We start from the raw sequence: 19,399 nt of genomic DNA on the forward strand, positions 1-19,399 counted from the left end.
GGTTTGTTGTCGTAAGGAACAGTACGAAACGCTTTCCGTTACAGGTCATAAAACGAGCAATTATGAGCAGGATTGATTTGGTCAAAACCGCCGTGGACGAGCAGTTGAATGACAGCTGCGACCTGCTGGCCATGCGGATGCTGTTTCCGCCGGATCATGTGGAAGTGAAAATTGATCAGGAAATCAGAGATCTGTACGTGTATCCGGAAAGGCTGGATACGGGGTATCGCGACGAATGGCGAGCCATTGCCACCCGGGCCCTGTTCCGGGACGCCTTTGGCGATCACTGGCGGCCGGACGAAGAGAATCTGGATCGCTACCTGAACTATCTGAAAGACGAGGCCATCCCCCGTTGTGTTCACGACAATATCGAACTGTTCCGTATGCTCGGAGAGGTCCTCTCGATCGCCAGGTCCGACAACGCCATCGCCTTCCCGGATCCCAAGCGTCGGGCACTGATGAAGATCATCTGGCCGGAGAGGGGCAGCTGGTAACAGGAATCCCCTTGGTGGCAGGCGAATCCGGAGCCTGGCTCTGACCGTATTGTTTAAAAGATGAACAATAGAGAGGTGCCATCATGGGTCACCAACACATCGTTTTCGGAAAGTGGCTGATTCCCGTACTTCTGGCTTTCATAGGTCTGGCGATTCTCGGGTCTCCACAGTCTGTGGCCAGCGACAAAGACGCAGAAATCCGCGACACCATCCTGCGCCAGATCGAAGCGTTTGCGAACAACGACGAGGAGCAGGCCTGGGCTCACGCCTCCGAGGGCATCAAGCGTCGATTCGGCTCGTCACAGGTGTTTGTCGACATGGTTCGTGAAGCCTACCCGGCGGTGCACAACGCCACGGCCATCGAGTTTACCCAGCGCGTGCCCCACGGCGCCTTTGAAATCCAGGTGGTCCGGTTGCAGGGGCCGGAGGGCAAGCGATGGGACGCCTATTACCGGATGGTGCTCACTGAAGGGGCCTGGAAGGTAGCCGGCGTGAGACTCCAGCCGGCCGAACTGGGTATTTAACGGGATCAGGCCAAGTGCTCATACCAGGTGCCGCCCGCCGTCCAGGGGAAGCGTCCTGCCCGTGATATAGGGGGTGTCCAGCAGAAACTGGATGGTCGCAACGGCGACCTCGGCTCCGGGCTCTATGCCCATCAGTGATTTCTTCAAGGTTTTCTCCCGGTAGGCCTCGCTGTCGCCCTGGTTGAACATGATCAGGGAGGGAGCGACCGCGTTCACCTTCACCCTGGGCGCCAGCAACCGTGAAAACGACAGCGTCAGGTTGGTCAACGCAGCCTTGCTGGCGGCATAGGCAATATGCTTGGCGCTGCCCTTCTCCACTACGTAGTCGGTCATGTGAATGATGTCGGTGGTTGAATCGCCCTGCTCCAGCATGGATCGGCAGGCCAGGTTGATCAGGTACGGGGTGGTCACATGGATCTGCATCATCGCATTCATCACATCGGCCGGATCTGAATCCTCGCGCTCAGGCATCCAGTCCGAGGCGTTGTGAATAATCGCGCGGAGCTTGTCCGTTCGGGATTTCAGGGTTTGAATAAATCCTTCGATACCTTCGTTCGTGGCAAAGTCCGCGTGGATACACTCGGCACCGGCTTTCTGGAGTGCGTCTATCGCCGGTCGATAGGTTCGGTAGGTAACAATGATGGGCTGACCGCGGTCAAGACAGGCTCTGGCAAAGGCCAGGCCGATGCGTTGGCCAGCGCCGGTAATCAGGATGGGTGTGGTCATGACGTCTCCAATCAGGTTTCAATCTGCTTAATCTCCGCATTGAATACGTCAATAATCGTTTCGCAGAGCCATTTATGGCCGGATTCTTTTTCTGAATTCTGATCCCAGCAGAGGTCAAAGGAGAACACGACCTCTTCCAGTGGCAGAGGCGCGGATTTGAAGTGTTTAAGACGGGGATCCAGGGCCAGCAGCCGACGTGGCGCTATGGCAATCAGGTCTGTCTTCATCAGAATATCGGGAATGGCGTCCCAACTGGACACGATCAACGCCGAATGCCTCTCAAAACCGCGCCCGGCGAGCGCGTCATCAATCACCGTTGTACCGGTGGACGCCTGGGACAGTTTTACATGGGGCAGCCGGGCGTACAGCTCCGGTGTCATGGGTTCCGAGGCGCTGGGATGGTCGGGCCGCATCAATACTACAACGTCATCGGCCATCAGCCGTTTACTGCGCACCGCCTTGGGCTTCAGGCGGCCGGGTGTCAGACGAATCTGTGCGTCGACCCGGTCCCATTCGGAGCTCTCGGTGGAAATGGAGAACGGCAGAATATCGATGGTGATATTCGGCGCTTCCTCTCGAATCCGCTGGGAAAAACTGGGCAGGAAAAAGCCGGAAACATAATTGGCCACCTGCATACTGAACACGCGCTTGGATTCGGCCGGCACGAATTGCTGTTGGGCACTGATGGCGCTGGACAGGTAGGAAAGGCCATCTTCGACCTGAACAATGAGTTCCTTGGCTCTTTCGGTGGGTTCCAGCCCTTTGGCGGTGCGGTAGAACAACTGATCGTTGAGCATCAGACGCAGACGAGCGAGTGCATGGCTGACGGCCGAGGGTGATAGCCCAAGCTCATTGGCGACTTTTGAGATCGATCGTTGCTCCATGATGTTGGCGAAAATTACCAGCAAATTCAGATCAAAATCGCGCAAATTCACCATATTTCCTGACTCTCGCAGCTTACCTTCATTGTTGTTATTGCAACGTCCCTGTGGCAGCGTCATAGCGCTTCAGAGCGGCCAATGATTGCCAGAGGCTCCTGACAAGTCTCGCAGACCCTTCATATTTGCGCCAGATTCGGGGCGTCCACAATCAGAGGAAAGCCGGTGCTCTGGTATCGAGCACCGGCCTGACAGAAGGAGTTATGGGGACAGCTACTGGAAGGCAGCCTTGGAGGCCGGGAGCTCAGCCGAAGGTTGCGGGCAGCCAGAGGGTAATGGCTGGCACATAGGCCACCAGTGCGACAACCCCGAGCAATACCAACATGAACGGCCAGATGTGGCGCGCGACGGTCTCCACGCGCAAGCCGCTGATACTGGAGGCAACAAAAATGGAGTAGCCCACCGGTGGCGTCACCATGCCGACGGCAAAATTGATCACCACCATGGCGCCTAGCTGGATTGGATCCAGGCCGATCTGCTGGCCCAGGCCGATCAACACCCCACTGAGGATTACCATCGCTGAAATGTTATCCATCACGGCGCCCAGCAGGAGCAACATGAGGTTGACGATCAGCAACAGGATGATCGGGTTGTCCGTGAGCGCAAGCAGCGCCTGGGTGAGTTGGGCCGGAATCTGTTCACTGGCCATTACCCAGGCGAATCCGTAAGCCACCGCGACGATGAACATGATAACGGCGGTCGTTCTCATGGAGCTCATCAGGATGGAGGGCATCTTTTTCCAGTCCAGGTCGCGGTAGAGGAACAGGCCGACAATGGTGCTGTAGAGCACACCGACCATAGCGGCTTCGGTGGGCGTAAACATGCCGCTGTAGATACCGCCCAGTATGACAACCGGGGCAAGCAGAGCCCAGATACCATCTTTCAGAGCGAACAGGAATTCTTTTCCGGTGGCCCGCTTTTCCTTGGCGACACCGTGATGCCGGGCGTAAAGGACGCTTACTACGCAAAAACCGGCTGCAGCAATAAGACCGGGAATGATGCCAGCAAGGAACAGCTTGGCGATGGATTCCTCCGCTAGTACACCCCAGATGACCATCGGGATGGAGGGTGGAATCATTTGTCCCAACGGTCCCACTGCAGTCGCAAGTGCGGCGGCATAACCGCGCTGGTAGCCCCGGTCTTCAAGCTCATCAATCATGATTGAGCCGACTGCCGCTGTCGTAGCGGGGGCGGACCCGGAGATTGCACCGAAGAAGGTTCCGGCCGCAACCGTCGACATTGAGAGACCGCCCGTCAAATGCCCGAAGAAGGTTTCGGCAACACGCACCAGCCGCCGGGAGAGGCCGCCGGCGCTCATTACCTCACCTGCCAGGATAAAACCGGGAATCGCGAGCAGACTCGTAACACTGCTTCCGGCAATGAATTGCTGGGGCAGAATCATCGGATTCACATCGGCCATCCAGATGCCGACAGCCGCCAGCAGGCCGATTGTGAACGCAATGGGAACACCGAGGGCCAGGAGAACAATCAGGCCAATTATCATGACCAGGCCAATCTCACCCATGTTAATGCTCCGAGGATTTATGGATCGGCCGTGGCCGGACAAGAAGAATCAGGGCATGAATACAGATCAGCGCGCCCCCGAAGGGAACCGCTGCATTCCTGACCCAGATTGGATAACGGATGGCTGGCGATACCTGGCCGGCCGTGAACTCCGCGAAGTTCCACCCGGTCCAGAGCATCACAAGCCCCAGGCCGAAGATCAGCACCATGATGCTTCGTTCCACCAGCTCACCGAGGAGCGCCGGCAGCGAGTCGACCAGGAGGGTTACCCGAACATGGCCCCCGGTGCGCACCAGCGCACTGGCAAACAGGAAGACCGTCCAGGTAAATGCCAGAGCCGCAACTTCATCGCTCCACACCAGCGCATCACCGAGTACGTAACGGTAGAAGACGCCAAGTAGCAGGCTGCCGATCATGGCCAGAGCGGTTACCACTCCGGCAGCCTGGGACCCCAAGGCGAGGGCGTTTCCAAATTTATCCAGGTACTGATACATCCAGACGGTTCCCGGTTAAAAGTCCCGATAGCCTCGGGGTGTTTCCGGGCAGGTGGCGTTATTCGGCCACCTGCTCCAGGGCCTTGTCGAGAATATCCGCGCCAATCTTGCTGCGGTATTCGTCGTAGACGTTGGCAACCTTGCTCCGGAACGCCTCGACATCGTCGACTTCATTAACGGTCATACCCGCTGCTTCGATCTGATCAAGAACCGCACCGTTATTGGATGCAACGGTCTCGCGCTGACGATCAATGGCCCGCTTCGCGGCCTGATGAACCAGTTCCTGGGTTTCCGGCGAGAGCTTGTTGAAGGTCTGCTTGGACATCAGCAGGGCCAGGGCGTTGTAGGTATGACTGGTCAGGGAAAGATAGTCAGTTACTTCCGGATATTTGTTGGCAAAGATCACAGGCAGCGGAATTTCCAGTCCGTCGACCGTGCCCTGCTGCACCGCGGTAAAAACATCACTCCAGGCCATGGGAACCGGGTTTGCGCCTATGGCGCGGAAGCTGGCAATGAACAGGTCACTGGGCTGTACCCGCAACTTCACACCGTTGAAATCCTCCGGTGTGCGGATTGGGCGTTCGTTGTTGATGGTGTGCCGGAAGCCCGCTTCTGGAAAACCAAGCCCGATGATGCCTTTGGCGTCCAGCTTGGAAAGCAGCGTCTGGCCTACTTCGCCATCCAGAACTTTGTGTGCCTGCTGGTTGTTGGCATACAGAAAAGGCAAATCGTTGAGCTGGAACGCAGACTCCAGAGTGCCTACCTGGGTTCCGGTAATCACGCCCGCGTCCATGGTGCCAAATTGCATGGCCTGCAGCATCGCGGTGTCATTGCCGAGTTGATGGTTGGGATAGAACTGCACGTTGAATTCGCCGGGAGCGGCGGCCTCAAGTTCTTCCGCAAAGTAGTGGGCGGCGATCGCGTACGGGTCGACCTTACTGTCGGCCGTGGTCCAGCCGAGCTTGATGGTTGTCTGGGCTTGGCTCAACGTGGCGGCGCTGGCCAGAACGGCGGCGGCGATCAATTTACGATTCATCAGTTTCATTGTTTTTCTCCGATGTAAATCAAACTGGAAAAGGGTTTTTTCTTGATGGCACCTGTTTTCCAGTCAGGCAGGTTGTGCCAAATTTATTTGTGTTTATTCGCTCCGATTTTGATCGGTAAAAAATAATCTAGGGTAAGAAAAACAAAAGCGCAAATTTAATATTATTCAGTCATTTGTGAATTAAATTAAAAAGGGATCCTTCCTGAATTTCATTCATAAGCACCTGAATATAATTGCATTTGCAAAAACGGATAAATCATATTATTTAATTGTGGGATGGTTATTTATTTAATTTAATTCGGCATCAATTAATAAAAGGAAAAAGCGATGAGCCAGGAAGTTTTGTGTGAAATAGAGCGCCTGGAAAAAGACTTTTTATGGCCTGAAAACAAACGATTGGCGATTAACTTCAATATCGCTTTTGAAATGTGGACACCGGATGCCTGTTCCAGTGTCAATCCCATGGGCAACGTTCTGGCTGGCGATATGGTAGATCCAAACGCCGACAGCTATGGACGCTACAACGCCAACGTAGGCGCGAGAAGGCTGTTCGATATTGCAGAGCGTTACGGCGTTGCCACCAGTGTATTTACCTCTGGACTGGTTGCAGAACACTGTTCGGATGAGCTCAAAAAACGCTTTGATTACGGACATGAGATTATTGGCCACAGCTATGGCCAGAATATGCTTTTCCCGTATTTGAATGCACAGCAGATCGAAGACAATATAAAAAAATCGACTGCGCTGATTGAGCAAGCCACCGGTCATAAGCCGGGCGGCTGGATAAGTCCAAGAATCACCTCCGATCTGGACGTTCAGCGTCGTCTATCCCTGCATGGCTACAAGTGGCACGGCGACGCACTGGATGACGATCGACCTTACCTCCAGCGATTTTCCGACAGTTCCATCATGGCGATTCCGGTCACCATTGATTTCAATGATCTGCCACACGCCATGCGATTCGGCAGAACGCCCGAGCAGTTTGTGGAAATGTTCAACACGACGCTGGACAAGTTATTGGCGAGCAATCGTGAAACGCTGATTCTCGACGTGATTGTTCACGGCCACTGCTACGGAAGGCCTGCAGGCGCCTGGGCCTTTGAAGAGATTGTGAAGCGATGTGCCCAGCAAAGCGAACTGTGGCTAACCACCAGAGGACAGATCTTTGATTATGTGAGACCATTTTTCGACGATTGATACCGGAGGCATAAAGCCAAGCTGACTATGGCAGTACGGAACCCGATAAGCCCACAACCGGGTACCGCAGATCTGAACAATCCGCTGTACTATCTCGAGAACATGGAGACCGTCCTTGGCTGGGTGCAGAGCCATCACGGCGACCTGCTGACGGCGGAAGAGCGGGATCGACTGGCCAGTTTCCATACCCTTTCAATGCCAGCCCGGGCCTTGCTGACCCGAATGGTGATGCGCACGGGCGATCTGTTCCGGTCGGACAAACTCAAGTACCCGGAGCTCGGCATACCAGAAGGCCGGGCCCTCGACGAAATCACGGGTGCGGACTGGCTGGACACCGATCCCCTGCTCAGCCTGGACGAGCTGTTCCGGTTGTTCACCCTGGGAGAACTGCGCCCGGCTCTGGGACCTCTTCTGAAGGCGGCCGGAGAGCCCGCCAACCTGCCTAAGGGCCAGATGCGTGACGCCCTGCATCTGCGATTTCCCGACCCTCTTACCGTTACCGGTTGGCTCGGTCAGCACGCCAGGCCGGCGGTCAGGCTTAAAACCATGGCGCTGTTTGACCGGGTGCGCCTGATGTTTTTTGGCAATCTTCGCCAGAGCTGGTCCGATTTTGTGCTGGTGGAACTGGGTCATCAGCAGTATGAGCCGGTGACCTTCACTCCTGATTCCCGGGCGTTCCAGTATCGTTCAGAGGTCGACCTGTATCTTGCCATGCACCAGTGCCGGGAATGGCTGGACCAGGGCGTACCCGCCCACGAGGTTTGGCAGGCGGTTCCGGCACCCTCGGATAACGCCTGGCTGACCAGCCGCCGCGACCGGCTGTTGCTGGAGTTGGGCCGGCAGGGGGAGCGCCAGGGGGAGCGGGAACTGGCATTAGAGGCTTTCGCCAGCAGCGGCCATCGGGAAGCGCGGCTGAAGCAGCTCCGGTTGCTCGAGCGGATGAAGCGTCACCGGGAAGCCTGGGCCATTGCTGCCGAGTGGCAGAACCATGAACTGAGTGATGCCGAAGCCCAGGGCCTGGCGCGAATTCTGAAGCGGCTTGCGAGCCGGCTTGGCGAGATACCGCCACCGCCTCCCCAGCCGCCGCCGATCCGGGAGATGACCCTGACCCTGCCGAAGCCAGATGTCGGGTCGGTTGAATACGCCGTTCAGGACCACCTTTACCGGGACGAGGCGCCCGTGGTTTATGTGGAAAACACGCTGATCAACGGCCTGTTCGGCCTGCTCTGCTGGCAAACTATTTTTGCGCCGGTGCCGGGAGCCTTTTTCCATCCGTTCCATGTGGGTCCGGCGGACCTGACCCGGGAAGACTTCGTAAGTCGTCGGAAAACATCGTTCGAGCAGTGCTTTGCGTGGCTGGCGGATGGCAGCCACCGGGAGCGGATTCTGGCGAATTACCGGGCCAAACAGGGCACCACCAACCCGTTCGTGATCTGGCCGGTCATCACCGAGGAACTGCTGAGCCTGGCGCTGGACTGTCTGCCACCGGCGGATCTGGAACGCCTGTTCCGTCGCCTGCTGTTGAATATCCGGGAGCATCGCAGCGGCTTTCCTGATCTGATCCGGTTTCTCCCCAATGCGGCTGAGCCTGACAAGCGTTATGAAATGATAGAAGTGAAGGGGCCGGGTGACCGCTTGCAGGACCACCAGATCCGTTGGCTCGAATTCTTCGCGGTTGAGGGTATCCCGGCCAGTGTCTGTTACGTGCGATGGCAGGACAGCGAGGCAATGGAATGACGGTGAAAGTTGCCGTCCGGACCCTGTGCGAGTTTGCCGCGCGCAAGGGCGACCTGGACTTCCGCTATACCCCGGCACCGAGTGCCGAGGAGGGCATCGCCGGCCATCAGGCAATCCAGTCCCGGCGCGGCTACGGCTATAAAAGCGAGTATTTACTGACTGGTGAATGTCTGGGGTTAGTGCTTTCCGGGCGCGCCGATGTCTATAACCCGCACCGCGGCCGGCTGGAGGAAATCAAGACCCATCGGGGGGACCTGTCCCGGATCCGTGAGCATCAGCGGGCCCTCCATCGTGCCCAGTTGCGGGCCTATGGTGCGCTTTTGTGCCGCCAGGAAAACCGGAAAACCCTGGAGCTGGCGCTGATCTATTACGACACCGGCAAGGACAAGGAAACGCCGGTGGTGGAGACCGCCAGTGCCGAAGAACTCTGGCAGGAACTGGAAACCCTCTGTGGTCAATACAAGGCCTGGGCCGAACAGGAGGAGCATTACCGCGAACAGCGCAATGCCCTGCTCGCAGGCCTGGCGTTTCCCTTCCCCGCGTTTCGCCCCCGGCAGCGCCAGCTGGCGGAGACGGTGTACAAGAACTCCGTGAAGTCCGGCACCCTGTTGCTGGAAGCCCCCACCGGCCTGGGCAAGACCCTGGGCACCCTGTTTCCCGCGTTGATGGCCATGCCGTCGGCCGGGCAGGACCGGCTGTTCTATCTCACCTGTCGCAATACCGCCCGTCAGCTTGCCATGGATGCGGTGGCCCGCCTGCGGTCGGCTCAAGCCGCCCAGCATTGGCCCCTGCGAACCCTGGAACTGGTGTCGAAAGACGACGCCTGCGAGCACCCGGACAAGGCCTGTCATGGCGATTCATGCCCGCTGGCGAAAGGGTTTTTCGACCGACTGCCCGATGCGCGGGCGGAAGCGGCCCAGAGCGAAGGCACGCTGGATCAGCACACCCTGGCGAAGATCGCCGCCGGTCATGATATTTGCCCGTACTTTCTGGCCCAGGAAATGGCCCGGTGGAGCGATCTGGTGATCGGTGACGTAAACCGGCTGTTCGATCAATCCGCCCTGCTCCATGGTTTGATTCGCCAGAACAACTGGAAGGCCAGCGTACTGGTAGACGAGGCCCATAACCTGGTAGACCGGGGCCGGGGCATGTACTCGGTCCGGCTGGATCAACAGCGTTTGCTGAGGATCAAGAAGACCGCACCGAAGCCGCTGAAATCCGCCATTGACCGTGCCGCCCGCGCCTGGCAGAGCCTGATCCGGGATCACCAGGCCGGCGATGAAACTCCGGCGTTTCTGGAAACCCTGCCGTCCCAGTTGCTGGGTGCCCTGCAGGCCATGGTTTCCAATCTGACCGATTACCTGGCCGACCACCCGCCGGATCTGGCCCTGCAGGAACTGTTGTTTGAAAGCGTCGCCTTCATGAAACTGGCAGATTCCTTCGGTGATCACTCCCTGTGCGAATTCCAGCGCGCCGGTCGGGGACGGGCCAGTCTGACTATTCAGAACCTGATCCCGGCGGATTTCCTGCGGGAGCGGTTTGAAGCGGCGAATTCGGTTCTGCTGTTTTCCGCCACCCTGAGCCCCGGTGTTTACTACCGGGATCTGTTGGGTCTGCCCGAGGATTCACGCTTTACCTCGCTGCCCAGCCCGTTTAGCGCGGAACAGCTGCAGGTGCACTTCACGCCCGGCATCAGCACCCGGCAGGTGCATCGGGAGGCCTCGCTCAAGCCCATCGCCGACCTGATCGCCAGTCAGTTCCGGGAGCGGTCCGGGCACTACCTGGCGTTTTTCAGCAGCTTCAAGTACGCGCAGCAGGTTAGTGAGGCCCTGGCCGAGCAGGCTCCGGATGTTCCGCAGCGGGCGCAGCAACCGGGCATGTCGCCGCAACAGAGAGCAGAATTTCTGGCAGGTTTCAGGGAGTCAGAAGGGAGTGTGGCGTTCGCCGTTCTGGGAGGGGTGTTCAGTGAGGGTATTGATTTGCCCGGGGATCAATTGATCGGGGCGTTTGTGGCAACGCTTGGCTTGCCACCCTTTGATGCCTGGCATGAAATCCTCAAGGCGCGGCTCGAACAGCGATTTGTTGCCGGGTACGACTACACCTATCTGATTCCGGGGTTGCAGAAAGTGGCCCAGGCGGCCGGGCGGGTGATCCGCACCCCGGAAGACCGGGGTGTAATCTGGCTGATTGATGATCGGTTTCTGAAGCCGGCCATTAATCGGCTTTTGCCGCGCTGGTGGTTTGTAGAGCAGCGCCAAGACGATCCCCGGGGCGAATCTTTAACGTCCGGTTAATGACTACGGTGTCCACAGAGCGATTCTCTGTGATGGCAGACATGGCCTGTTCGAGCGTGGCATTGGCAATCGCCTCATGATTCTGCGGGAGAGAGTTCACTGACAGTGGGAGGAAGTCCAGTAATCGATCATCGCCAAAAGTCGCGAGTTTCAGCGTCTCCGGAAGTCCGCCGGGCTGTGCGAGCAGAACATCCAAGACCCCCTGGAGAAGGGTGTAAGACGCCGTAACCAGAGCATCCGGCAGGCCATGCTTGCTCAGAATCTGCTGCATCATTGCCGCACCGGAGTCGCGGTCGTAGTGGGGGCCGCTTTCCACCCACGCCGTCGTACCGGCCTCACTCGCAGCAGCCAGAAAGCCCGCCCGGCGCTCTTGAGTCATGGCTATCTCAGGTACTGCATCCAGCCAGGCGATGCTGGCGGTTCCGGCATCGAGCACGGAGCGAGTCAGGATTTCGGCCGCTGCGCGGTTGTCGCTCACCACGCATCGAATCTCATCCGGTGACTGGGCGCGATCAACAGCAATCACCGGCAGACCGTCTTTCTGAAGTTGTCGGTAGAACGGGTCGTTTCCGGCCAGGGAACTGGCAACGATTAGAGCATCGCAGCGCCTTGCCCTCAAGGATCGAGCCAGGGATTTCTCGGTCTCTGGATCGTCATCAGAGCCGGCAATCAGAAGCTGGTAGCCTCTGGCCCTTGCTCCCTGCTCAAGCAGCTTGGCCAATCGGGCATAACTCGTGTTTTCCAGGTCGGGCAGAATAAAGCCCAGAGTCCGACTGGCCCCACCTCGCAGAGCTGCTGCATGGGTGTCTACCTGAAAGTTCTGCTCACGAGCCACTGCAAGCACCTTCTCGATGGTGTCCGGTTTAATGCGCCGGGCAACCCCTTGGCCATTGATGACATAGCTGGCGGTGGTTCGTGAGACGCCGGCAAGTCGGGCAAGTTCTGCAAGGGTCATGGGCGACAGCTCCGATTAAAAGATTGCTTGATTTCTGATCATATCTGTTTCATGATCGATTTTAAGCATGCTGACACGATTCAGCAAACTAAAACCGATACGCGGTATCAAAACGAAGACGCAGTATCAAAACAAAAAGCGAGGCAACGATCATGCTGACGCTGACTGCCAATGACGTTCGACTGGGTGCAACTGCTTCTGACTGGCAAGACGCACTGCAACAGGCTGCCCGGGATCTTGAGAGCGCCGGTCGGACTTCACCGGACTACCTGGCCGGAATGAACGCCCGTGAACAGCAATCTTCGACGGTTCTGGGCAACGGCATCGCCATTCCCCACGGTACACCGGAAAGCCGGGGTGCTGTCCTGAAAACTGGTATCCGCATTCTTCAGTTTCCCGAGGGAGTCACCTGGCACGATGGTGCCCGGGTGCATGTCCTGGTCGCTATTGCGGCTCAGTCCGATGAGCACCTGGATATTCTTCGTCACCTGACCCGCGTGCTGGACAAGCCCGGGCTGTCTGAGAAGTTGGGCCATGCTTCGGATGCCGCCGAACTGGTTGCTTTGCTCTCCAAAGCCCCGGCGGTTGCCAAATGTGACAGCGAGACCCTGTGTCTGGGTATTGATGCGTCTACCCCGAACGAACTGGCCCTGATTGCAGCGGCGCGTCTCCAGAGTTTGCGCTGCGTAGATACGGATTTTCTGGCTAGCATCATCGGCCAACCACCGGTAGACCTTGGCCAGGGGTTCTGGCTGACCCATCACACCGTTGGCGCCAGGCGCCCGACCCTGTCACTGGCAACGCCGAAGCGGCCAACGCCGGAACTCCGGGGTGTCTTTTGCCTGGCGGGTCCGGGCGATGAGTGCCACGACCTGCTGGACCGTATTGATAACTTCCTGGCTCGTAATGAACCGATTGATGGCCTGAGTGCGGATGCCGTGCTGGCGCGGCTTTCCGGAGAGGCAGCCGATGCGGTCACGGCCAAAGTGACCCTGCTTAATACCCACGGTCTGCATGCCCGGCCGGCCAAACAGTTGGTCCAGGAAGCACGCCGCCACAATGCCAGCATCCGGATTCGCCTCCTCGAGGGTGACGGTAGCGCGGTCTCCGCCACCAGTCTGACCCGGGTGATCGGCCTGGGTGCTCGTCGTTGTCAGACGCTGGTGCTGTCGGCAACCGGAGACGACGCCAATGCGGCCATCGCGGCCCTGACCAAAGCCATTGAAGAGGGGCTGGGCGAGAAGGTTGCTCCGCTGCGTTCTGCAGAACTGCACGCCACCGAACCCAAGGCCCGGCCACCGGAACCCCTGTCCGACGATCAGCCCCTGAAAGCCGTTGCCGCATCACCTGGACTGGCGCTGGCGCCGGCCTTTGTGATGCGCCAGCCGGCGTTGGAGTACCCGCAGTCCGCCGAGGACAGTGAACAACAGATCCAGCGCCTGAACCGGGCTGTTGATGAGGCCGATGGCCAGCTCCGTACCCTGATTCGTCAGGCGGAAGGCGGCGAGGCGGCCCCGATTCTCTCGGTTCACGTGGAGATGCTTCAGGACGAAGATCTGTATCAGGCAGCGCTGGAAGCGATCAACGAAGGCGGCTCGGCCGAAGCCGCATGGTGGAAAGCCATCGATACCGCAGCCCGGGCCCAGGAAGCGCTGGCAGACCGTTTGCTGGCAGAACGTGCCGCAGATTTGCGGGATGTCGGTCGTCGAGTGCTGGCCAACCTTTGTGGCGTGGCGATGCCGACACCGCCGGATGCTCCTTACATTCTGGTCGCGGATGATCTCGGGCCTTCGGACGTTGCCCGGCTGGATACGTCCCGGGTCCGTGGCCTGGTCACTGCCCGCGGTGGCGCAACCTCCCACAGCGCCATTCTGGCGCGAGCCCTTGGTCTGCCTGCCGTGGTGGGTGCTGGCGAGCGCATTCTCACTATCCCGGACGGTGCCGATCTGGTGGTGGATGGTGAGCGGGGTTGCCTGGTGCCGAATCCCGGGGCCGAACGTTGCGAACGGATCAACCGCCGACTGGAGCAACTGGAATCGCTGCAGGCCCAGGCCCATGAAAACCGCAATCTGCCGGCTACGACGCAAGACGGTCATACTGTCGAAGTCTGCGCCAACCTCGGCAACACGGCCCATACACCGGACGCGGTGGACAGGGGCGCAGACGGTATCGGCCTGCTTCGTACCGAGTTCATCTTCATGGCGCATCCACAAGCGCCCGACCTCGAGACCCAGGTGCGGGAATACCAACACGCATTCGATGCCCTGAACGGATTGCCCCTGGTGGCCCGCACTCTGGATGTCGGGGGTGACAAACCTCTGGATTACTGGCCTCTGCCCCAGGAGGACAACCCCTTTCTTGGCATGCGGGGCATACGTTTGTCCCTGACCCGGCCGGATATTCTTGAAACCCAAGTGCGGGCACTTCTGACTGCCGCCGGAGACAGGCCGCTGCGCATCATGTTTCCGATGGTCAAGGATCTCGAGGAGTTCCGCGCTGCCCGGGCGATCGTGTCCAGGGTGCAGGCCGAAGTTCCGGCCGGCGATGTTCAGGTGGGCGTGATGATCGAAGTCCCGTCCTGTGCTCTGTTGGCATCAACCCTGGCGCCGGAAGTGGACTTCTTCTCCATCGGCACCAACGATCTGACTCAATATACCCTGGCGATTGATCGTGGCCACGGCCAGTTGTCGGCCGAGTCCGATGGCCTGCATCCGGCGGTGCTGCAGCTGATCCGTATGACAGTGGACGCAGCTCATGCACACGACCGCTGGGTGGGAGTTTGCGGAGAACTGGCGTCCGATCCCCAGGCAATTCCGGTACTGGTGGGCCTGGAGGTGGACGAATTGTCCGTTACCAGCCGCCGTGTGCCTCTGGTGAAGGCCTGCATTCGTGGCTTGAGCCTCGAAAATGCCCGACAGCAGGCTGAAAAGGCGCTTTCCCTGGCAACTGCCGCCGAGGTACGCGATGCCCTGGAGGCCTGGTAATGGCCAACATCCTCACAGTGACTCTGAACCCGGCCCTGGATCTGAGTGTCGAAACTCCGGCTCTCACACTTGGTGAGGTCAATCGCACCGGTAATACCCGGCTGGAGCCGGCCGGCAAGGGCGTCAACGTTGCCCGGGTGCTGGCTCGTCTGGGGCATTCGGTCACGGTGAGCGGTTTGTTGGGTGAAACCAATGCCGCCCCCTTTGAACGTCTGTTCGAAGCCGAAGCATTGCAGGACAGTTTTGTGCGCATTCCGGGCCATAACCGGATCAACGTCAAGATTGCGGAGTCCGGCGGCCGGGTTACCGACTTAAACGGGCGGGGGTTCCGGATTCCGGAGGACACCTTGCAGCGACTGGAATTCCGGCTGGCGCCTCTGCTTTCGGAATGCGACGCAGTCGTTATCGGTGGCAGTCTTCCCGAGGGTTGTTCGCCGTCCGGGCTGGCCAGGCTGGTGACGCGTGCTGGCCGGTCAGGCAAACCGGTCTGGCTTGATACCAGCGGTGATGCCCTGACAGCTGGAATCGAGTCCGCTCCTTTTGCAGTAAAACCCAATACTGATGAGTTGTCTGGCTGGGCCGGGATGCCTCTGCCGGATATCGCAGCCATTGAATCGGCCGCCGCCCGCCTTCAGGCCGGCGGCGTACCCCATGTGGTGGTTTCCATGGGAGCGAATGGGGTGTTTTGGCGATCACCGGCCGGCACTCTGAGATCGTGGGCGCCCCCGGTTTCGGTAGTCAGTACCGTCTGCGCCGGCGATACCCTCCTGGCCGGCATGCTGCACGGTATTCTTGACCAACAGTCTGCCGAGGCTGTGCTGCAGTTTGCCACCGCCCTGTCTGCGGAGTGTGTCCAACATATAGGTGCTGGCGACCCCGATGCACCAGACTTTCCCACCCTTCTCCAAGAAACCCGGGTGCAGTCCTGGCCCGGGGAAAACAACACCGGAGAGATGCCGTTATGAATCTGATTATTGTGACTGCCTGCCCTCAGGGTGTGGCAACCCGCTTTCTGGCCGCTCGGGCCCTCGAGCGGGCAGCGCACCGGCGCGGCTGGTCGGTGACCACGGACACACGTGGCCCGGACGGCAAGGCCGAAAGCCAGCCGGACGCTGAAGCCATCAAAAAGGCCGATCTGGTAATCGCAGCCGTGGGCGTGCCCGTTGACCTTGAGGTGTACGCCGGCAAACGCCTGTTGCAGATCCCGGTCACTGCCGCGCTGCCCGATCCGGATTCGATTCTGGACAGGGCTCAGGCGGAAGCGGAATCCTGGGACCCGACGACCGGCAGCGCGGCGCCCACTGCCTCAGGTGAGACGGCGGCCGCCGCCAAACGAATCGTCGCCGTGACCGCCTGCCCCACCGGCGTCGCCCATACCTTTATGGCGGCGGAAGCGCTTACCGTGGCGGCACAATCCGACGGCCATGAGATCCGGGTTGAAACCCAGGGTTCGGTTGGCGCCCAGGATCCTTTGACCGATGAGGAGATTGTTGCTGCCGATGTGGTTGTCCTCGCCTGTGACATTGAGGTGGATCCAAGCCGTTTTGCCGGCAAGCGAGTGTGGCGAACCTCTACCGGCGCCGCCCTTAAGAAGCCCGCTGAGACCATCCGTGATGCCCTGGCGGAAGCCGTCGTTCTGGAAGCCGGAAAGCAGAAAGCTGCCAGCGTTGCCGGTAGCGGCGAAAAGCGCGGGCCCTACAAGCACTTGCTGACCGGTGTCTCTTTTATGCTGCCGATGGTTGTGGCCGGTGGCTTGCTGATTGCGCTGTCATTTGTGTTCGGCATCGATGCCTTCCAGGAAGAAGGCTCCCTGGCCGCGGCCCTGATGCAGATTGGTGGCGGCACCGCCTTCAAGCTGATGATTCCGTTGCTGGCCGGATACATTGCCTGGTCGATTGCCGACCGTCCCGGCCTGGCGCCGGGAATGATCGGTGGGTTTCTGGCGGGCGAACTGGGAGCCGGATTCCTCGGCGGTATTGTGGCGGGTTTTCTCGCTGGTTATGTAGCGCGCTTTATCAGCCAGAAACTGCCAATGCCCGAGAGCATCGAATCGCTGAAGCCGATCCTCATCATTCCCTTGCTGGCCAGTCTGGTTACCGGCCTGGGGATGATCTATGTGATTGGAGAGCCCATGGCTGCCATCATGGGCGCCCTGACCGGATTCCTCGAGGGTATGGGAACGACCAATGCGATCCTGCTTGGTGGCATTCTGGGCGCCATGATGTGCTTTGACCTGGGAGGGCCTGTCAACAAGGCGGCCTATACCTTCGGCGTGGGACTGCTGTCTGAGGGCAGCGGCGGCTCGGCACCCATGGCTGCCATCATGGCGGCAGGAATGGTACCGGCCATAGGCATGGGTGTGGCGTCTTTCATCGCCCGGCGTAAGTTTGCAGAGGCGGAACGCCAGGCCGGACGGGCGTCATTTGTCCTGGGATTGTGCTTCATCTCGGAAGGTGCAATACCGTTTATGGCAAAGGATCCGTTGCGGGTTATCCCGGTGTGTATGATCGGTGGCGCAATTACCGGTGCTTTGTCGATGCTGTTCACTGTCAAGCTGATGGCACCCCATGGCGGGCTGTTTGTGCTTGCCATTCCGAACGCGGTGAGTGCGGTATTGCCCTATCTGATTGCGATTGCGGTGGGATCACTGGTGATTGGTTTCGGTTACGCGTTGCTGAAAACCGGTAAGGCGGAAGTGACGGCAGCGGTTAGCTGAAAAATAGAGACCGCGGCCCTCGTCTGAGGGCCGCAACTAATCAACCGAATACGAAAAACGCCAGCTTGTTGCCGTCCGGGTCCTTCACGTAGGCACCGTAGAACTGGTTCGGAATTCGCTGACCGGGCTCGCCGTCGCAGGTGGCGCCGAGCTCAATGGCCTTCTTGTACATTTCATCCACGCCCTCTTTCGAACCGGCAGGCAGAGCCACCATGTTGCCGTTGCCAGGATGGTTGGGCTCTTCATTGAAGGGAACGCAAACTGCCAGCATGGGCGCGCTCATGCTCTTACCGATAAATGCGATGCGGCCCATATCCAGAAGCACCTTGGCTCCCTGGTCGCTCAACAAATCGGCATAGAATGCCTTTGCTCTTTCCATATCACTGACGCCAAGGGTGACGTATCCGATCATGCTTTTTCTCCATCAGGGTTGTTGTTCAAGGCCAGAATACGCTGTTTTTTGCCTGTCAGCTCTTTTCAGCGCCGAATTCGCTGACGACAACCTGGTTTCTGCCCGCCCGTTTGGCCTGGTAAAGCAACTGGTCGCATGCGGATAGCAGCTCCCGAACACCGTTTATGCTTCGGTCCCAACATACGACTCCGGCACTCAAGGTAACGTTGAAAGGGGTGTCATCGTCACTGAGAAAGCTCTCCGTCTCCATACCGATCCGTAGGGATTCGGCAACATGGCGGGCATCACTCAACGTGGTGTGAGGCATCAGAACGATAAATTCCTCCCCTCCGGTGCGTGCAACAATGTCGGTCTTGCGGGTCCGCGTTTCGATCAGACTGGCCACCTTGCGCAATACCTTATCGCCGGTAAGATGGCCCCAGGAATCGTTGACGCTTTTGAAGAAATCAATGTCCAGGGAAAGCAATGAGAACGGATGGTCGTAACGGGCAGATTGTTCCGCCAGTTCCTCAAGTTTTCTGAGCAGATATCTCCGGTTATAGAGCCCTGTCAGTTCATCGGTAATCGTCAGAGCTTCCAGCTGGAATTCCAGGCGTTTCTGGTCGTCGATGTCAGTAATAACGCCATGCCAAGTGGTGCTACCGTCCGGATTTCTCTCCGGCTGGGAAACACCTCGCAGCCATCGGGTCTGGCCATCTTTCATAATGCGGTATTCGCAAACCCATTCGCGTAGCGTCTTGCGGGAAAGCTCGATGGTCTCGTGAACTCTTGCAACATCCTCTGGATGAATGGCTTCAAACATCCGTTCCGGGTGGGTTCGGGTTTCCGCTGGCGTTACGCCATAGAAATCCTTGGCCTTGCGACTCATATAGGGAAAGAGAAAACTGCCATCTTTATTGAGGGTAAAGGTATATATGACCCCCGGGAGGGATTCGGCAAGTTGCTGCAGTTGGTGCTGGGAAACTTTCTCTTCCGTGACATCCAGATGGGTTCCCATCAGCCAACGGCTTTCTGCCGTCTGGTCATTGTTGAACAGGGTCCCGCGGGTGTGGATGTAACGCCAGTCTCCGTCCTTGTGAAGCATACGCACCACGCATTCAAACTGGTGGGCATCACCGCTCAGGTACGCGGTCAATGCCTGGTTTGCTGACTCGATATCGGTGGGATGACTGAGCTTTTCCCAGGTCTGGAACGACAATGGCGAAAGCTCTTCCAGGGTGTAACCCAGCATGGTGGCCCAGCGTTCATTAAAGATGATTTCGCCGGTGTCCAGGTTGTATTCCCAGGTGCCTGCCCCGGTGCCGTCAAGAATGGCATTGAGCCTGGTTTCTGCAGTCAGGTGCATGTGATCCCTCACAC

Annotated in this window: 16 protein-coding genes; 8 read left to right on the top strand and 8 right to left on the bottom strand. The window is 58.6% G+C overall.

Annotated features, from left to right (window positions below; genetic code table 11):
• The first annotated feature begins 62 nt into the window (after positions 1-62).
• Both J3362_RS12245 and J3362_RS12250 read left to right on the top strand, forming a co-directional pair.
• A complete protein-coding gene (locus J3362_RS12245) occupies positions 63-494 on the top strand; it encodes a hypothetical protein (protein ID WP_349520033.1) in 432 nt (143 codons plus the stop codon).
• Positions 495-577: 83 nt separating this feature from the next.
• Complete coding sequence (locus tag J3362_RS12250) at positions 578-1,018, top strand: DUF4864 domain-containing protein (protein ID WP_349520035.1); 441 nt, start codon at positions 578-580, stop codon at positions 1,016-1,018.
• Positions 1,019-1,036: 18 nt separating this feature from the next.
• Here J3362_RS12250 and folM read toward each other — a convergent pair whose 3' ends face one another.
• From folM to J3362_RS12275, 5 genes are all read right to left on the bottom strand, one after another.
• A complete protein-coding gene (gene folM, locus J3362_RS12255; protein WP_349520036.1) occupies positions 1,037-1,744 on the bottom strand; it encodes a dihydromonapterin reductase in 708 nt (235 codons plus the stop codon).
• An 11-nt stretch (positions 1,745-1,755) separates the two neighbouring features.
• Positions 1,756-2,682 carry a LysR family transcriptional regulator gene (locus J3362_RS12260; RefSeq protein ID WP_349520037.1) on the bottom strand — a complete coding sequence of 309 codons (927 nt, stop codon included), beginning with the start codon at positions 2,680-2,682 and terminating at the stop codon, positions 1,756-1,758.
• Positions 2,683-2,926: 244 nt separating this feature from the next.
• Positions 2,927-4,207, bottom strand: coding sequence for a TRAP transporter large permease (locus J3362_RS12265; RefSeq protein ID WP_349520039.1), 1,281 nt, complete (start codon positions 4,205-4,207; stop codon positions 2,927-2,929).
• 1 nt (position 4,208) lies between these two features.
• On the bottom strand, positions 4,209-4,700 hold the full coding sequence (locus J3362_RS12270) for a TRAP transporter small permease (RefSeq protein WP_349520040.1): 492 nt from the start codon (positions 4,698-4,700) through the stop codon (positions 4,209-4,211).
• 58 nt (positions 4,701-4,758) lie between these two features.
• On the bottom strand, positions 4,759-5,745 hold the full coding sequence (locus J3362_RS12275) for a TRAP transporter substrate-binding protein (RefSeq protein WP_349520042.1): 987 nt from the start codon (positions 5,743-5,745) through the stop codon (positions 4,759-4,761).
• 327 nt (positions 5,746-6,072) lie between these two features.
• Between J3362_RS12275 and J3362_RS12280 the strand changes: the two genes are divergently transcribed.
• The 3 genes from J3362_RS12280 to J3362_RS12290 are packed head-to-tail and all read left to right on the top strand — an operon-like array spanning position 6,073 to position 10,973.
• Positions 6,073-6,942, top strand: a complete 870-nt coding sequence (locus J3362_RS12280) for a polysaccharide deacetylase family protein (RefSeq protein ID WP_349520044.1) — start codon at positions 6,073-6,075, stop codon at positions 6,940-6,942.
• Positions 6,943-6,969: 27 nt separating this feature from the next.
• Entirely contained in the window at positions 6,970-8,679 is a 1,710-nt protein-coding gene (locus tag J3362_RS12285; protein WP_349520045.1) for a VRR-NUC domain-containing protein, read from the top strand.
• Positions 8,676-10,973, top strand: coding sequence for a helicase C-terminal domain-containing protein (locus J3362_RS12290; protein ID WP_349520047.1), 2,298 nt, complete (start codon positions 8,676-8,678; stop codon positions 10,971-10,973). Before J3362_RS12285 ends, J3362_RS12290 begins: the two co-directional genes overlap by 4 nt.
• On the opposite strand, the gene cra is transcribed toward J3362_RS12290, so the two are convergent.
• Positions 10,894-11,928, bottom strand: coding sequence for a catabolite repressor/activator (cra, locus tag J3362_RS12295; RefSeq protein ID WP_349520049.1), 1,035 nt, complete (start codon positions 11,926-11,928; stop codon positions 10,894-10,896). The two genes, J3362_RS12290 and cra, sit on opposite strands and share 80 nt — an antisense overlap.
• Positions 11,929-12,080: 152 nt before the next feature.
• Between cra and ptsP the strand changes: the two genes are divergently transcribed.
• The 3 genes from ptsP to J3362_RS12310 are packed head-to-tail and all read left to right on the top strand — an operon-like array spanning position 12,081 to position 17,628.
• On the top strand, positions 12,081-14,912 hold the full coding sequence (ptsP, locus tag J3362_RS12300; protein WP_349520051.1) for a phosphoenolpyruvate--protein phosphotransferase: 2,832 nt from the start codon (positions 12,081-12,083) through the stop codon (positions 14,910-14,912).
• Complete coding sequence (gene pfkB / locus J3362_RS12305) at positions 14,912-15,877, top strand: 1-phosphofructokinase (RefSeq protein WP_349520052.1); 966 nt, start codon at positions 14,912-14,914, stop codon at positions 15,875-15,877. The genes ptsP and pfkB overlap by 1 nt, the downstream gene beginning before the upstream one ends.
• The gene (locus tag J3362_RS12310) at positions 15,874-17,628 is read left to right on the top strand and encodes a PTS fructose-like transporter subunit IIB (protein ID WP_349520053.1); all 1,755 of its coding nucleotides are present in this window, start codon (positions 15,874-15,876) and stop codon (positions 17,626-17,628) included. The genes pfkB and J3362_RS12310 overlap by 4 nt, the downstream gene beginning before the upstream one ends.
• A 40-nt stretch (positions 17,629-17,668) precedes the next feature.
• On the opposite strand, the gene J3362_RS12315 is transcribed toward J3362_RS12310, so the two are convergent.
• Together J3362_RS12315 and J3362_RS12320 are read right to left on the bottom strand one after the other, a co-directional pair.
• Positions 17,669-18,040 carry a VOC family protein gene (locus J3362_RS12315; RefSeq protein ID WP_014578858.1) on the bottom strand — a complete coding sequence of 124 codons (372 nt, stop codon included), beginning with the start codon at positions 18,038-18,040 and terminating at the stop codon, positions 17,669-17,671.
• A 55-nt stretch (positions 18,041-18,095) separates the two neighbouring features.
• A complete protein-coding gene (locus J3362_RS12320; RefSeq protein ID WP_108018228.1) occupies positions 18,096-19,385 on the bottom strand; it encodes a sensor domain-containing diguanylate cyclase in 1,290 nt (429 codons plus the stop codon).
• Positions 19,386-19,399 lie beyond the last annotated feature (14 nt).

This window comes from Marinobacter sp. NFXS11, from assembly GCF_040148675.1.
Lineage (GTDB): Bacteria > Pseudomonadota > Gammaproteobacteria > Pseudomonadales > Oleiphilaceae > Marinobacter.

Bases quoted from the DNA above. Each gene is read 5' to 3' on its own strand.
- J3362_RS12245 (WP_349520033.1), top strand. From the start codon at position 63: ATGAGCAGGATTGATTTGGTCAAAACCGCCGTGGACGAGCAGTTGAAT.
- J3362_RS12250 (WP_349520035.1), top strand. From the start codon at position 578: ATGGGTCACCAACACATCGTTTTCGGAAAGTGGCTGATTCCCGTACTT.
- folM (WP_349520036.1), bottom strand. From the start codon at position 1,744: ATGACCACACCCATCCTGATTACCGGCGCTGGCCAACGCATCGGCCTG.
- J3362_RS12260 (WP_349520037.1), bottom strand. From the start codon at position 2,682: ATGGTGAATTTGCGCGATTTTGATCTGAATTTGCTGGTAATTTTCGCC.
- J3362_RS12265 (WP_349520039.1), bottom strand. From the start codon at position 4,207: ATGGGTGAGATTGGCCTGGTCATGATAATTGGCCTGATTGTTCTCCTG.
- J3362_RS12270 (WP_349520040.1), bottom strand. From the start codon at position 4,700: ATGTATCAGTACCTGGATAAATTTGGAAACGCCCTCGCCTTGGGGTCC.
- J3362_RS12275 (WP_349520042.1), bottom strand. From the start codon at position 5,745: ATGAAACTGATGAATCGTAAATTGATCGCCGCCGCCGTTCTGGCCAGC.
- J3362_RS12280 (WP_349520044.1), top strand. From the start codon at position 6,073: ATGAGCCAGGAAGTTTTGTGTGAAATAGAGCGCCTGGAAAAAGACTTT.
- J3362_RS12285 (WP_349520045.1), top strand. From the start codon at position 6,970: ATGGCAGTACGGAACCCGATAAGCCCACAACCGGGTACCGCAGATCTG.
- J3362_RS12290 (WP_349520047.1), top strand. From the start codon at position 8,676: ATGACGGTGAAAGTTGCCGTCCGGACCCTGTGCGAGTTTGCCGCGCGC.
- cra (WP_349520049.1), bottom strand. From the start codon at position 11,928: ATGACCCTTGCAGAACTTGCCCGACTTGCCGGCGTCTCACGAACCACC.
- ptsP (WP_349520051.1), top strand. From the start codon at position 12,081: ATGCTGACGCTGACTGCCAATGACGTTCGACTGGGTGCAACTGCTTCT.
- pfkB (WP_349520052.1), top strand. From the start codon at position 14,912: ATGGCCAACATCCTCACAGTGACTCTGAACCCGGCCCTGGATCTGAGT.
- J3362_RS12310 (WP_349520053.1), top strand. From the start codon at position 15,874: ATGAATCTGATTATTGTGACTGCCTGCCCTCAGGGTGTGGCAACCCGC.
- J3362_RS12315 (WP_014578858.1), bottom strand. From the start codon at position 18,040: ATGATCGGATACGTCACCCTTGGCGTCAGTGATATGGAAAGAGCAAAG.
- J3362_RS12320 (WP_108018228.1), bottom strand. From the start codon at position 19,385: ATGCACCTGACTGCAGAAACCAGGCTCAATGCCATTCTTGACGGCACC.